13 protein-coding genes are annotated in these 13,261 nt (G+C 37.8%); 6 read left to right on the forward strand and 7 right to left on the reverse strand.

The features are described 5' to 3' along the window. Window positions 1-129 precede the first annotated feature (129 nt). The 5 genes from ACI3K6_RS12040 (at window position 130) to ACI3K6_RS12060 (ending at window position 5,931) form a co-directional block, all read left to right on the forward strand. Window positions 130-1,116: a heme-dependent oxidative N-demethylase family protein gene (locus tag ACI3K6_RS12040; protein ID WP_435555019.1), complete on the forward strand. Its 987-nt coding sequence runs from the start codon at window positions 130-132 to the stop codon at window positions 1,114-1,116. A gap of 26 nt (window positions 1,117-1,142) precedes the next feature. Beyond that, window positions 1,143-1,658, forward strand: a complete 516-nt coding sequence (locus tag ACI3K6_RS12045) for a dimethylamine monooxygenase subunit DmmA family protein (protein ID WP_435555020.1) — start codon at window positions 1,143-1,145, stop codon at window positions 1,656-1,658. A 22-nt stretch (window positions 1,659-1,680) separates the two neighbouring features. After that, window positions 1,681-2,655, forward strand: coding sequence for a PDR/VanB family oxidoreductase (locus ACI3K6_RS12050; protein WP_435555021.1), 975 nt, complete (start codon window positions 1,681-1,683; stop codon window positions 2,653-2,655). Window positions 2,656-2,713: 58 nt separating this feature from the next. Then, a complete protein-coding gene (locus ACI3K6_RS12055; RefSeq protein WP_435555022.1) occupies window positions 2,714-4,210 on the forward strand; it encodes an aldehyde dehydrogenase family protein in 1,497 nt (498 codons plus the stop codon). A 173-nt stretch (window positions 4,211-4,383) separates the two neighbouring features. Next, entirely contained in the window at window positions 4,384-5,931 is a 1,548-nt protein-coding gene (locus ACI3K6_RS12060) for an APC family permease (RefSeq protein WP_435555023.1), read from the forward strand. Window positions 5,932-6,106: 175 nt separating this feature from the next. Here the strand turns inward: ACI3K6_RS12060 and ACI3K6_RS12065 are convergent, their stop codons facing one another. From ACI3K6_RS12065 to pdxR, 4 genes are all read right to left on the reverse strand, one after another. Then, window positions 6,107-6,586, reverse strand: a complete 480-nt coding sequence (locus ACI3K6_RS12065) for a glutathione peroxidase (RefSeq protein ID WP_435555024.1) — start codon at window positions 6,584-6,586, stop codon at window positions 6,107-6,109. 85 nt (window positions 6,587-6,671) lie between these two features. After that, window positions 6,672-7,112, reverse strand: coding sequence for a MarR family winged helix-turn-helix transcriptional regulator (locus ACI3K6_RS12070; protein WP_435555025.1), 441 nt, complete (start codon window positions 7,110-7,112; stop codon window positions 6,672-6,674). A 105-nt stretch (window positions 7,113-7,217) separates the two neighbouring features. Continuing rightward, window positions 7,218-8,552: a branched-chain amino acid transport system II carrier protein gene (gene brnQ, locus ACI3K6_RS12075; protein WP_435555026.1), complete on the reverse strand. Its 1,335-nt coding sequence runs from the start codon at window positions 8,550-8,552 to the stop codon at window positions 7,218-7,220. A 214-nt stretch (window positions 8,553-8,766) separates the two neighbouring features. Then, window positions 8,767-10,176, reverse strand: coding sequence for a MocR-like pyridoxine biosynthesis transcription factor PdxR (gene pdxR, locus ACI3K6_RS12080; protein WP_435555027.1), 1,410 nt, complete (start codon window positions 10,174-10,176; stop codon window positions 8,767-8,769). 109 nt (window positions 10,177-10,285) lie between these two features. On the opposite strand from pdxR, the gene ACI3K6_RS12085 reads away from it, so the two are divergent. Further along, window positions 10,286-10,831, forward strand: coding sequence for a pyridoxamine 5'-phosphate oxidase family protein (locus ACI3K6_RS12085; protein WP_435555028.1), 546 nt, complete (start codon window positions 10,286-10,288; stop codon window positions 10,829-10,831). 106 nt (window positions 10,832-10,937) lie between these two features. On the opposite strand, the gene ACI3K6_RS12090 is transcribed toward ACI3K6_RS12085, so the two are convergent. From ACI3K6_RS12090 to ACI3K6_RS12100, 3 genes are read right to left on the reverse strand one after another with little or no spacing between them, the layout of a single operon-like run. Further along, window positions 10,938-11,435 (reverse strand): methylated-DNA--[protein]-cysteine S-methyltransferase, encoded by a 498-nt coding sequence (locus ACI3K6_RS12090; RefSeq protein WP_435555029.1) that lies wholly within the window; start codon window positions 11,433-11,435, stop codon window positions 10,938-10,940. Then, window positions 11,419-12,336, reverse strand: a complete 918-nt coding sequence (locus tag ACI3K6_RS12095; RefSeq protein ID WP_435555030.1) for a DNA-3-methyladenine glycosylase family protein — start codon at window positions 12,334-12,336, stop codon at window positions 11,419-11,421. The genes ACI3K6_RS12090 and ACI3K6_RS12095 overlap by 17 nt, the downstream gene beginning before the upstream one ends. After that, window positions 12,323-12,895 (reverse strand): bifunctional transcriptional activator/DNA repair enzyme AdaA, encoded by a 573-nt coding sequence (locus ACI3K6_RS12100; RefSeq protein ID WP_435555031.1) that lies wholly within the window; start codon window positions 12,893-12,895, stop codon window positions 12,323-12,325. Before ACI3K6_RS12100 ends, ACI3K6_RS12095 begins: the two co-directional genes overlap by 14 nt. Between the last annotated feature and the right edge of the window lie 366 nt (window positions 12,896-13,261).

A 13,261-nucleotide genomic window follows, 5' to 3' on the forward strand; every position in this document is an offset into this window, starting at 1 on the left:
TTTACCGAGGGTGAAACTCCAATTATGACTATTCTGTGAACTTTTTTTGTTGGCACAATTATTGCACTCATATTATTAAGAAGATTAAACTTTCTAAATATTAATCTGATGTTTAAAGGAGGAACTTAAATGTACGAATCTACTAATCTAGATATATTCCCCTACCCTTTTCACCATATTAAAGAAGGTTCAAACTATCGATATTCCAACGACTTAAGAAAACTTGATAAGGATCATATGAATTGCGTGATCATTACTCCTGAATATGAAAAACAAATAAAAAGAAAAAGAGAATTACTCATTGAACAACCTGAAGTAAGGTTCCAATCCTATCCCCATACGATGGAAATGCAATGGGAAGTGGCAGAAATGCTCATTCATATGGCGGTTGAACGCTACCCCGAGCACTTCCAAGTAAAAAAGAACGGTCATCATTGGACATTTCATAATTTGATTTTAAATGAAACGGAATCTTTCATTTTTGGTGATGCATCAAGTATAGAGCTTGAGCCTCTTGATTTAATTGGCCGCCATTTTACTACTGATTTTGTGCTAATGGTGATTAGAGATGAAAATCTTTATTTAGAAGTTGCACAAGATTCATATGCCGCTTTATTCTCCCCTCACTGGAATAAGGGGATGTCATTTGACGAAATTCACGGACCAGTACCATTTGTTTCACGCACAGGGGTACCGCTGGCTGAAAGAGTTCGTAACTTCTTAATCCGTAATGTTTTACCTGGGGAACCTTGGACAAGAATTAATTGGAATCTAATGGCTAATCGCTGGGATGTTAACTATGAAACCTTTGATACTTGGGGACCAACTCGCCATTTGGTTACTCCTGAAAATGCCGGTGAACTAGTAAGACTTCGAGTAGAAGAACAATTCTTCTATCGTATGCCAAGAAGTAACGCTGTATTATTCGTATTAAATACCCAATTCCTTGCCATGAAAGATTTAGCCAAAAGACCAGAATGGCTAAAACAAACCTACTCTATCCTATCCGATATCCCTAAGCCAATGGCTGATTACAAAGGATTCACCCCATTTATTGAACCAACAGTAGAATATTTGAAAAACTTAATCAAAAAAGTAGAATTACAAACCAACTAAGTTCAAAAAGATTGGAGGTATGGAAGGTGGTTTATAACAATCCGGTTTTATACGATCAATCTGAAACCATTGTAGAATATTTCACGATAAAACAGGAACGTAGAAAATTACTGATCCTTTCTGCTGATCCAGAACAAGCAAACACCGTTCAAAATTTCATAAATGAAATTACTGGTCAAAAAGAATATGAATTAATTGAAATGAACGATGTTGTTCAATTACATGATACAAACAAAATTTTGGAACGCCAAAAAATGGGAACTCAACTTTATATTTCTGCTAAGTGGGATGATGCGGCAACGATTTTCTCAAAGGCCATTGAGGCGGGCTTTTCAGAAGATGAAATTCAAACACTTATTTCAGGAGAGAAGCGCCGTTATGTTTATTGCATGAAATGCTATCACCTGCAAGAAGTACAGCCAAAAGAGACGGAGACAATCTGTTACCATTGTCAAATCAGCTTAGAAATTGGCCCTTTCTTCTCCAGGGAGCGAAAAGGATATATTGGCTATCCTTTCAACCCTGCTTTCGTAACAGATTAGCTAATCGAAAGGAGTGAGTTTTATGAAAGCATTCGGAAATATTGCGGTTTACGTAGATAAAATAGTGCAGGTAACTGATTTTGTAAAGCGCTTTCATCTGGTTCCCGTTCATCTTGAACTTTTACCCGCATTTACGGGTGGGGCCCATATTGCTACCTATCTAAAAACCGATGGCGAAGTGATTGAAAGAAATTATTCATTGGTTAGCCACCCCACTGATCGCACTCATTACGCCATTGCCATTCGTAAGAATGACAACTCAAGAGGGGGATCTGTGTATTGGCATGAAAAAGTCAAAGTGGGAGATCGTTTAGAAATCAGTTGGCCCAAAAATCATTTCCCACTCGCCTTCAAATCAGCTAAACATCATGTGTTCTATGCAGCAGGCATTGGCATTACTCCCTTTTTGACCATGATGGAAGATTTAACGACTGAAGGAAAATCATTTGAATTGCATTATGGGGCAAGAACGAAAGAAGAATGTGCTTTCTTTGATGACTTGAATACAGAATATCCAGACAAATGCCATTTTTATTTTTCCAGAACTGCAACTCCTCATAAAATGACACCTGAATCAATGGCGGATTACAGGATTGGTACACATGTCTATTTCTGTGGACCCATCACAATGGTGAAGGAATTTAAGGCAGCCGCGGAAAGTTTTGGCTACCCAGACCATTCGATTCATTTTGAATTATTCGCTGTAGCTGATGAAGGCCCAAAAGATCCTTTTGTAGTTAAACTAGCGAACAGCGGCCAAACGGTTGAAGTGACCGAACAAGAAACATTATTAGAAGCGCTATTAAAAGCTGGCGTCCCTGCTCCCTATTCTTGTAAAGTTGGCGGTTGCGGAAGCTGTGAAGTCCAAGTAATCTCCGGGGAAATCGATCACCGGGATCACTTTTATAAAGATGAAGAAAGACAGACAAAGAGTGTTATTTTAACTTGTTGTTCTAGAGCTAAGGAATCGAAAAAAGAGCTCATTTTAAATCTGTAATACATGTATTGATTAAGAACTACCACTAAATTATTCAAAATACAAGGAGGCAAATCAAATGACGACAACTACTCAAGTACTAGAATTAAAGATGTATATCAATGGTGAATGGAAACGATCCAGTAATCAGGATACTAATAAGGTGATTAATCCAGCAAACGGTGAATTAATAGCTATCGCTCCTAGAGCCACTGTCGAAGAAACAGAAGAGGCTATTAAAGCAGCTAAAGAGACTTTCGAGAGTGGGGTTTGGTCTAAAATCAGTGCACAAGAACGTGCAGATTTTCTATTAAAAATCGCTGACAAAATTGATGAAAAACACGATGAGCTAGTCGAACTTGAAGTAAAAGATAATGGAAAAATAAAGGCTGAGGCTGATATCGATATCCATGATGCTGCCTCTTGTTTCCGCTATTATGCCGGTCTGATCAGAACACCGGATGGAGCCACCTATCACGTTGCAGATCCGATGCAAGCAATGGTCGTGCGTGAACCTGTAGGAGTTACAGGATTAATTGTTCCGTGGAATTTCCCATTTCTGATGAGTGTGTGGAAATTCGCCCCTGCTCTGGCTGCCGGAAATACTATTGTCTATAAGCCGGCTGAAGTAACACCAGTAACGGCCACTAAATTAGTAGAAATTATTGAAGAAGTCGGTGTTCCAAAAGGTGTAGTGAATTTGGTACTAGGTAAAGGTTCTCTGATTGGTGAAGTGATCGCACGAAGCCATGATGTAGATATGGTTTCCTTTACAGGAAGTACTGAGGTCGGAAAAAGCATTATGCGCAATGCTGCAGGCAATTTGAAAAAAATCTCCCTTGAACTAGGAGGAAAGTCACCTAACATTATATTTGCTGATGCTGATTTTGAAGCTGCAGTAGACCATGCATTACTAGGTATTTTCTACGGATCTGGTCAAGTATGTTCTGCCGGGAGCAGAATTATTGTAGAAGAAAGCATGTATGATCAATTTGTAAAAGAGTTTGTAAGACGTGCTAAAAATATTAAGGTGGGACCAGGATTAGAAGAAGGTTCCGAAATGGGTGCCATCGTAAGTGAAGCCCAACTTGATACCATTCTAGACTATATCGAAATTGGTAAAAAAGAAGGCGCTACACTAGCTTGTGGAGGTAACCGCCTGATTGAAGACGGTTTAGATAAAGGATTCTTTATCGAACCAACCGTATTCATAGATGTGACTCCAGAAATGCGGATTGTGAAGGAAGAAATCTTCGGACCAGTTGCTGTTATTCAAAAATTCAAAGACGAAGAAGAAGCTGTCAAACTAGCAAATGATACGATCTATGGTCTTGCCGGTGGAGTATTTACTTCTGATGGAGCGAAAGCAATGCGAGTAATTAAAGAAGTCCGTGCAGGAATTACCTGGATTAACGCGTATGGTCCAACTTACAACGAAGCACCATGGCATGGATATAAACAAAGCGGTATTGGATCCAGTCTTGGAACGTTTGGGTTAGATGAATTCCAGGAAGTGAAACAAATCAATATTAATCTTGCGGTAGGACCAACAGGCTGGTTTTCAGATAAAAAATAATTAAATAGATAGATTGTTTATCAGTACATTTGTGAAATTTATTTGAGAGTGGTTTGAGCAAAACCACTCTTGACATAATTTTATCTCTTTTAAATTACTGAATATTTATATAATTTAGAATTTAGTTTATAATAGGACTTATTAAATTTATACTTTACTAAGGAGGCTCAAATATGAAAGAAAATGTAAAAAAACAAATAGGTGGAACTGCCTCAGTGCATCATGATGATGATGCTCATTTGGCATCGCTTGGGTATGAATCTGAATTTAAACGCGACATGAGCCCGTGGGCAAACTTTTCCCTTGGGTTCACCTATCTTTCTCCCGTAGTAGGTGTGTACACAGTATTTGCTTACGCACTTGCGCAAGCCGGTCCACCTATGTTTTGGAGTCTAGTGATTTGTGGCCTCGGACAATTATTAGTTGCACTTGTCTTTAGTGAAATTGTTGCACAATTCCCAGTTGCAGGAGGAGTTTATCCTTGGGCCCGGAGACTATGGGGACGGAAATATGCGTGGATGACTGGCTGGGTTTATTTAATTGCTTTATTTGTTACGATTGCCAGTGTTGCTTATGGAGCTGGGCCTTTTCTGGCGCAAATATTAGGTTATGAAGCATCTGTAAGTTCCACGGTTCTTTGTGCATTAGCCCTTTTAGTACTGGCAACGATTATCAATTTTCTTGGCACAAAGGCTTTGGCAGCTGCAGCAATCATTGGTTTCACTGCAGAAATTCTAGGTGCACTGGCAGTTGGTTTTTGGCTGCTAATTACACATAGGTATCACGGACTTGGAGTGCTCTTTGATTCTTTTGGCGCCGGTAGTGGCCAAAGTTACCTTTATGCCTTTGCTGCAGCTGGATTAATTGGAACCTTTCTATACTTTGGGTTCGAAGCTTGTGGTGATGTCGCAGAGGAAGTACCCAATCCAGGTGTTCTGATCCCGAAAGCAATGCGCCGGACCATTTACATCGGCGGTGCTGCCGCCATGTTTGTTTGCCTTGCTTTAGTACTCTCCATTGCTGATATTCCGGCAGTAATTGCTGGTAAAGACGTTGCACCGGTTGATACCATCCTAACAAATGCCTTTGGTGTGGTTGGTGCAAAAATTGTCTTGGGTGTTGTTTTGATTTCTTTCATTTCATGTGTAATAAGTTTACAAGCAGCAGCCAGCAGACTTGCTTATTCATATGGGCGTGATGACATGATTATTGGGAGCCGGCTATTAAAGAAGTTTTCGACTGCCCGTCACATTCCGCCATATTCGCTGATTCTTTCGGCTATCGTTCCAGCCGTCATTGTGCTTGGTTCAATAGTGTCCGAAGATGCGCTAACAAAGATCGTCAGTTTTGCGTCGTTTGGCATTTATATTGGATTCCAAATGGTAGTTCTTGCTGCACTTCGAGCTAGACTAAAAGGTTGGAAACCAAGCGGCAAGTACCAATTGGGCAAGTGGGGACTGCCTGTCAATATCGGCGCACTTATCTACGGAATCATTGCCATTGTAAACATGTGCTGGCCAAGAACCCCGGAAGCTCCTTGGTATGATAATTATATTGTTCTACTTTCAGGAGTGGTAGTTATTGTTGTTGGTTTAGTATATATGATGATTCATCGCAGCTACGGGCATAGCGATATGCCGTATGATGATGCGATTCCGAAAAAGACAGTTTATAACAATTCTATGGGTCTTGATTTACAAACTGATTCAACGAAGCAGTAAATCAAGGTAATCCAAGATTCTCCTTTTGATTTGCTGTTTATATCCAATGCAAGCTACGAAGTATTTATGGTATAGAAAAATGGCCAAGTTTTTTTACCTGGCCATTTTTCCTTGCTACTATGACATAATTTCCAAGACACCACTAAGCTTTTTATAGTTTTCTGTTGATGCGTTATTAATTCTGTATATATTTTTCTATATCCTTTTTCATTTTGAGTGGCACTGTTGTCGGAGAAAATCTTTTTATTACATTTCCTTCAGCATCTATCAAAAATTTGGTGAAATTCCATTTGATATCCTTGCCTAATATTGATTTTGTCTGACTCTTTAAGTACTTATAAAGTGGATGAGCATTATGACCGTTCACATCGATCTTTTCAAACATCGTAAAGGTAACTCCATAATTAAGTTGGCAAAATTGCTCAATCTCATCATTACTACCTGAATCTTGGTTGGCAAACTGATTACATGGGAAACCAAGTATTTCTAGTCCTCTGTCTTTATACTGTTGATACAATTCCTCCAATTCTTTAAATTGCGGAGTTAATCCACATTTACTCGCAGTGTTGACAACTAGTACTACTTTCCCCTCATATTGCTTCATGCTCACTTCTTCCCCATTGATTCTTTTTGCTGAAAAATCATAAAAGTTCATAACCTATTCTCCTCTTTTCGATTTATTAAAATTTAATTTTACTCAATTGATTTATGCGAATGAAAAGTTAAACCCCAAATGGAATTTAACTTTGTTCACTTGCCATATTCAATAATTCGTCAAGGTACTTTTTTAACATCATTACAGTCTCCGTATTGCCCTTAAATTGAGAAAAGAGCTTTTCCGGAACATCCAATATCTCCTCTTTAAGCACCCTTCCCCTTTCGGTAAGTTCTACTGTAACGATACGATCATCTTCTTTATTTCTATATTTTATCACTAACCCCATAGATTCCAACTTTTTCACCACAGGAGTAAGGGTCCCTGAATCTAAATGCAATCTTAATCCTAAATCTTTGAAGTTGATTTTCTCTTCTTCCCAAATGACTAGCATTGTTACATACTGCGTGTATGTTAAATGATGTGGCTCAAGGATAGGCTTATACAGTTTAATAACTTCCCTTGACATAGCATAAAGGGGAAAACATATTTGATTTTCTAATTTTATTGATTCATATTTATCCATTAGAACTGCCCCATAGTATAATTTTAAACAATTTAATTGTATTAAATCAATCTTATATTTAAACTATAATACAGATTTTTTTTCCAGTCAATAGAATTGAAATTGTTATGCGGCAGTCCTTTCAGCTTTATTCTCTTTGAAAGTAATTTTTTCAATCATACTTCCCAAAGTTAAACCGATAAATCCCGGAATTACCCAACCAAATCCCTTAGTTTGTAAAGGTATAATAGATAATATCCCCGAAATGGAACCATGCAAAAATGTCGAATTAATCATTTCCGTTAAGCTATATAACCCAACCAGGCTGATCGTCATGGCATAAACGGGCCGTTTATTGAAAGGTAACCGATCGTGGCTTAGGCCTAAAATCATTAAGGTAATGGAGATCGGATATACCAGTCCAAGGATCGGAATGGATACTTTTAAAATTTGCGCCAGACCAAGATTTGCAATAAAACCACTGATCAGGCATAGAAGGACTGCCCAATTCAGATATGATAACTTCGGAAAAATACTTGAAAAATATTGAGCACATGATGTTATTAACCCTATACAAACACTTAAGCAGGCTAATGAAAAAATTAATCCTAACACAATCGTCCCACTTGTTCCAAACAATTGCTGCATAATTGTACTCAAAACAATTGCTCCATTATCCACTTTTCCTGATACCTGAGCAGAAGCTCCAAGATAGGCAATAATGAAATAACAAATGGTTAAAAGCAGAGCACAAATAAGACCAAATACGGCTAAATATTTTATCTGTAAGGATTGATTGCTTATTTTTTTGCTCTTAAAAATATTGATAAATACAATACCGTAAATTAATGCACAAAGGCCATCCATAGTTTGATAGCCATCTAGAAATCCTTGTGAGATAGGATTTTCTTTATACGTTAAAGTTGCTGCTTTAAAGTCTGGTAAATCAGTAAACATGGCTTTAATAAAAACAATGATAATTAAAATCAATAAGGACGGTGTTAAGATTTTACCAAATCGGTCAATTAATTTTGATGGTGACTTCGCAAACCAAAAAACGATACTAAAAAATACTACTGTATAAATCAATAAACCAAATGGAGAACCCTGTATGGTCGTTGGTAAAAAAGGCTTTACTCCCATTTCATAAGCAAGGCTGCCTGCCCGCGGAATGGCAAGTCCCGGTCCAATTGATAGATAAATGGCCATTGGAAACAGGAAGGCAAAAGTAGGATTGACTCTTTTAACTAACGTATCGAACGTGCCTGATTTTGCAATAGCGATAAACCCGAATACTGCCAAGCCGGCATCTGATATAATGAAACCTATAACCGCTTCCCATACATTTTTCCCAGCGGCTTGTCCCAAAAAGGCTGGGAAAATTAAATTTCCAGCACCGAATAACATCGAAAACAACATAAAGCCAATAAACATGATTTCTTTATTGGTCAATTTATTCAATCAATTCACCTCAAAATGTTATTTTAAAATATTCCTTATTCTATCAAATCTTGTCGATTTTTAGTATGTAATTTTTAAAATTCCTTATAGATTTCACTAAATTAGGAACATTCCCCTTTACATACTTATTTTTCTATAAATAATAAATATAAAAAAGCTAGACTATAACATTCTCCAGGAGATGTCATGTCTAGCTTATGGTTTAGTTCCTTTATTACTCATCATCTTTACCCGGCAAACAGGTAGAGAGTATTTTGATGCCTTTTTCAATATCGTCAATGGATAAGCCACCAAATCCTAACATCATATAGGATTGACTTTCGGCATCTTGAGTCGACCAAAATCTTTCAGGTGAGTAGACTTTTATACCCTTCTGGAGACCCCTTTCAATCATCTCGATGGCTGTTATCCCTTTTAGTTTCAATAAAATATGTAATCCTGACCTTTCACCCACAATTTTTACACAATTGCCCATATATTGTTCAATACTCCTTAACAGGGTCTGATGTTTTCTTTGATACGTCTTCCGCATCCTTCGAATATGCCTTTCGAATTCTCCAGATTGCATAAACAATGCCATTGCTCTCTGAATAATAGGTGAGACGGATTGATTATATGCTGCAAACCTTTCTGTATATTGAATCATCAGCGAAGGTGGCAGGACAATATAACTTAGTCTGGCAGAAGGAAGAAAGCATTTAGAAAATGTACCTAAATAAATAACCCGTTCCTCTTCATCCAGCGATTTCAAAGATGGAATTGGCTGACCCCTGTATCGAAACTCCCCGTCATAGTCATCCTCAATAATATATCCCCCAGTTTGATACGCCCATTTCAGCAAGCGCATTCTTTTTGAAACAGATAGAACCATACCAATCGGAAATTGGTGAGAAGGTGTTACATATACGGCTTTTGGGCTTCCGGTTTGGATATATTCAATCGACAAACCATCTTTTTCAAGAGGTACCGGTTTAATCAGGCATCCTTGATCTTCTAAGATTGAACGAACTCCACTGTACCCTGGTTCTTCCATCGCTACAGTTTTTTCCCGAAGCCCTAAAAGCTGGCAAATCAGTGTCACGGATGACTGTGTTCCAGCCGTAATAATAATTTGCTCTGGAACTGAGCGTACACCTCTTGATTGCACTAAATAGTTTGAAACCTCCCGTCTTAATTCCCAATCTCCCATTCTGTCACTATATTGAAATAGCCAGTGGGAATCCTGGTCAATTGCATCCGCCAGACATCTCCTCCACTGTTTTAAGGGGAATTTATCCATATCCACATTCCCATATTCAAAATCAACAAGGACCTCACTTGATGGTCCACTCTCCACCCCAATAGGATGTTCCTCTTCTATCGGGTGTAATAAAGGCTTCTCAATCTCAGATACCCATATCCCACTTTTAGGGATACTCTCAAGATATCCCTCTGCTTGCAGTTGCTGATAAGCTGCCTCCACTGTGTTCCGACTCACCTTTAAATGGAGTGTTAGCTGACGAATAGATGGCATCTTCATGCCAGGTAAAAGCCTGCTTTCTTCAATTTCGTTTTTAATCCACTGATACAACTGGCTGTATAGCGGCTCAGGTAATTCTTTTTGTAAAAATGGGGATATTTCCACAATCAACCCTCCATCTGTCCCTATCAAACTTTTCAATTCTGTCACTTTTCTCATGTACAGAAATTTCTTACAATGATTTTATCATTTTTAAAGAAAGTGGGGATGGAAAATGAATAAGATTCGCCAGGAAAAATTAGCATGTACAGATGATCAGCGTATTGATGAGTTTTTAAATCAGGCACGGACGGGTTATCTTGGATTAACCGATGGAGAAGTTCCCTATGTAGTCCCTTTAAATTTTGTCATGATGAATGAGGCTGTTTATTTTCACGGAGCTGCCTATGGGAGAAAAATAGAGTTGATCAAAGCCAATCCTAATGGTTGTTTCACAGTATCCGAAGATTTTGGAACCATGGTTAGTCCTATTCCTGCCAAGACAGATACTGCTTATATGAGTGTGATGCTGTTCGGAGAACTTGAAGCTGTTACTGATATACATGAAGCAACAGCAGCGATGCAAGCAATGCTCGATAAATATGTGCCTGGTTACTATAACAAGAACCTGCCACAATCCCATGTTGAGAAATACCGCTCTTCACTAGGGAGCCATACTGCGGTTTTTAGACTAATCTCCCGCGAACGGACTGCTAAAGAAAATCGATTGGATCCGGAATTGGCTTTTTACTCAGGTAGGAAAGTTGATATAGATGTCTAAGCTTATTCTTGCTGTCCCTTTCCGATAGGAAAGGACAAAAAAAGGGGGCTAATGCAAAATAAGACATTGGCCCCCTTTTTTACGTCAATAACATAGATTGGTTATTTTATTTTCTAACTTCAATTAAATTTTTACATGTCTTCTCATGTTGAAGCAGCCATTCTTTTCTCCACAGACCGCCTGCATAACCGGTTAATTTCCCATTTGAACCAATTACTCTGTGACAGGGAATGACAATGCTTAACTTGTTTTTCCCATTAGCACTCCCTACAGCTCTGATAGCCTTTTCATTACCTATGGAAACAGCAATATCCTTATAGGACCCCGTTTTTGCATAAGGGATTTTTATTAAAGCTTCCCATACTGTTTTTTGAAATTCAGTTCCTTCAAATTGAATAGGGAAGGTAAATTCATTCCGCTCACCTTTAAAATACTCGTCAAGTTGGTTATAGCATTCTTCTAAAACCGTGGGAGTTTCAGCATGTAAATCATTAACCTTTTTACTCCCTTCAGAGAACAAAATAGAACTGACGGCTTCATTTGTACCGATTATTTCTATCACGCCTATCGGTGATTCATAATCTAATTTATATATTTTTGTCATATAAGGACCTCCATAGATAAAAGGTGGCATATGACTGCCAGCCTTTCCAATCTGCTGCTAATTCATTTATTTCCTCAATTGTCGGTTTCCTTTCAAGTCCTAATATATTCTTTAATGCATTATGAAGGCCGACATCCGTTATAGGGAAAGAAGAGGTAATGTGAAGGCATTTCATCATCACATATTCTGCCGTCCAGGCTCCAATACCTCTAAATATCATAAGGTACTTTTTTATCTGCTGATATTCTTTTTTCTCAACCAATAATTCTTTTGTTAATTCACCATTCGTCATAGCTTTAGCGATGTCAATGATGTATTCTGCCTTCCTCCCGGTAAATTGAAGGTCTCTTAACTCCTCAACATGTATGGAAGCTATTTTTTCAAATGAGGGGAATAACCAAAACGTTTTCCCTCCGAAAGTTAAACATTCGCCAAATTGTTCAACGAAACGTTTCTTTAAAGTATAAGCAAATGGTAAATTTATTTGCTGTCCGATAATCGCCCATACCAGTGCTTCAAATAAATCAGGAATGCATATTATCCGTAATCCATCATATTTTTGGACCAGTGTCCTTAAAACTTTATCTTGACCACCCATTTGATAAAATCCTTCTAGATCCTGGTCCAAATCAAACCATTCCCAAATATACTCTGCCACTTTTGCGCGGTAGTGAACCGATGGTAAGCTTATCGGGAAATCTACCTTTATAGAATTGTTGACATATCCAATTTTGCATAGTATCAAAGATTCTTTCACTTTAATTAGTTTATATACATTCTCCTCGTTTATTTGATGAAGGATTTCCTGATTGGACCTGCCTAAAAAAATTAAACACTCTTCAAAATTAAATTCCTTTGGAGCATTAATCTTCATATAAGACTCATAATCAATCCAATTCATTTAGGAGTTCCCTTCGATATTGACTGGGTGAACAGTATTTTAAACTTCGAAATACTTTATAAAAATTGGAAGGACTCTGAAATCCCACCTCATAACAAATCTCAAGATTCGTAAGGGTCGAGCATTTTAGAAGATGGGCTGCCTTATCGATACGTATTTTTTCTAAATAAGTACGCGGAGTCTCTGAGGTTTCTTGTTTAAATAAGCGTTCCAAATAATAGGGACTTAAACCGACTTGATCCGCTATATCTTTTAACACCAAATTTTGTTTATAATGATTGACCAGAAACGTAATGACATTTCTGACAAGCTCAATATGAGGTGAATGCTCAACTTCCGGTTGACATCTTTTGCAAGGACGATAACCAGCTTTTTCAACTTCATTCATGTTAGTATAAAACTCAACATTTACTTTTTTGGGCTTCCTTGATCTGCAGGAAGGTCGACAGTATATTTTAGTTGTTTTTACTGCAGTAAAAAATAGTCCATCATATTTACGGTCACAAGCGATGATTTTCTCCCACATCTCTTCAAATGAAAGGTTGATATTAGTCGCCACGTCACTTCACTATCCTTTCTGCACTGGTATCAGGTTTTAAGAAAGAAAATGGACACCCAATGCAATCGTTCACCAGCATTCTATTTACTTTATCAGATAGGGCATTTCTACACCTTGAACGTCTTTTTTAAGCTTATTACAATTCGTCATTTCGGGTAAAGCTTATATTCATTGGCCTCATTTTAACAAGTAATTGCCCGTCTTTTCGTCCTCATTCTTGCTCTTATGGTCCCACTTTGGGGACAAGAAAAAAGTGAAGCAATTTTATGCTCCACTTCTGATGTTACAATTTTCTGTATCAAAAAAACAAATTAAGATTATCATTAATAAAACCGGCAGGTAATTCCTGACTTTTTTATTTTTTTG

The sequence above is a fragment of the Neobacillus solisequens genome, from assembly GCF_051233465.1.
Taxonomy (GTDB): Bacteria; Bacillota; Bacilli; order Bacillales; family Cytobacillaceae; genus Neobacillus.

Bases quoted from the DNA above. Each gene is read 5' to 3' on its own strand.
- ACI3K6_RS12040 (WP_435555019.1), top strand. From the start codon at position 130: ATGTACGAATCTACTAATCTAGATATATTCCCCTACCCTTTTCACCAT.
- ACI3K6_RS12050 (WP_435555021.1), top strand. From the start codon at position 1,681: ATGAAAGCATTCGGAAATATTGCGGTTTACGTAGATAAAATAGTGCAG.
- ACI3K6_RS12055 (WP_435555022.1), top strand. From the start codon at position 2,714: ATGACGACAACTACTCAAGTACTAGAATTAAAGATGTATATCAATGGT.
- ACI3K6_RS12060 (WP_435555023.1), top strand. From the start codon at position 4,384: ATGAAAGAAAATGTAAAAAAACAAATAGGTGGAACTGCCTCAGTGCAT.
- ACI3K6_RS12065 (WP_435555024.1), bottom strand. From the start codon at position 6,586: ATGAACTTTTATGATTTTTCAGCAAAAAGAATCAATGGGGAAGAAGTG.
- ACI3K6_RS12070 (WP_435555025.1), bottom strand. From the start codon at position 7,112: ATGGATAAATATGAATCAATAAAATTAGAAAATCAAATATGTTTTCCC.
- ACI3K6_RS12085 (WP_435555028.1), top strand. From the start codon at position 10,286: ATGAATAAGATTCGCCAGGAAAAATTAGCATGTACAGATGATCAGCGT.
- ACI3K6_RS12090 (WP_435555029.1), bottom strand. From the start codon at position 11,435: ATGACAAAAATATATAAATTAGATTATGAATCACCGATAGGCGTGATA.
- ACI3K6_RS12095 (WP_435555030.1), bottom strand. From the start codon at position 12,336: ATGAATTGGATTGATTATGAGTCTTATATGAAGATTAATGCTCCAAAG.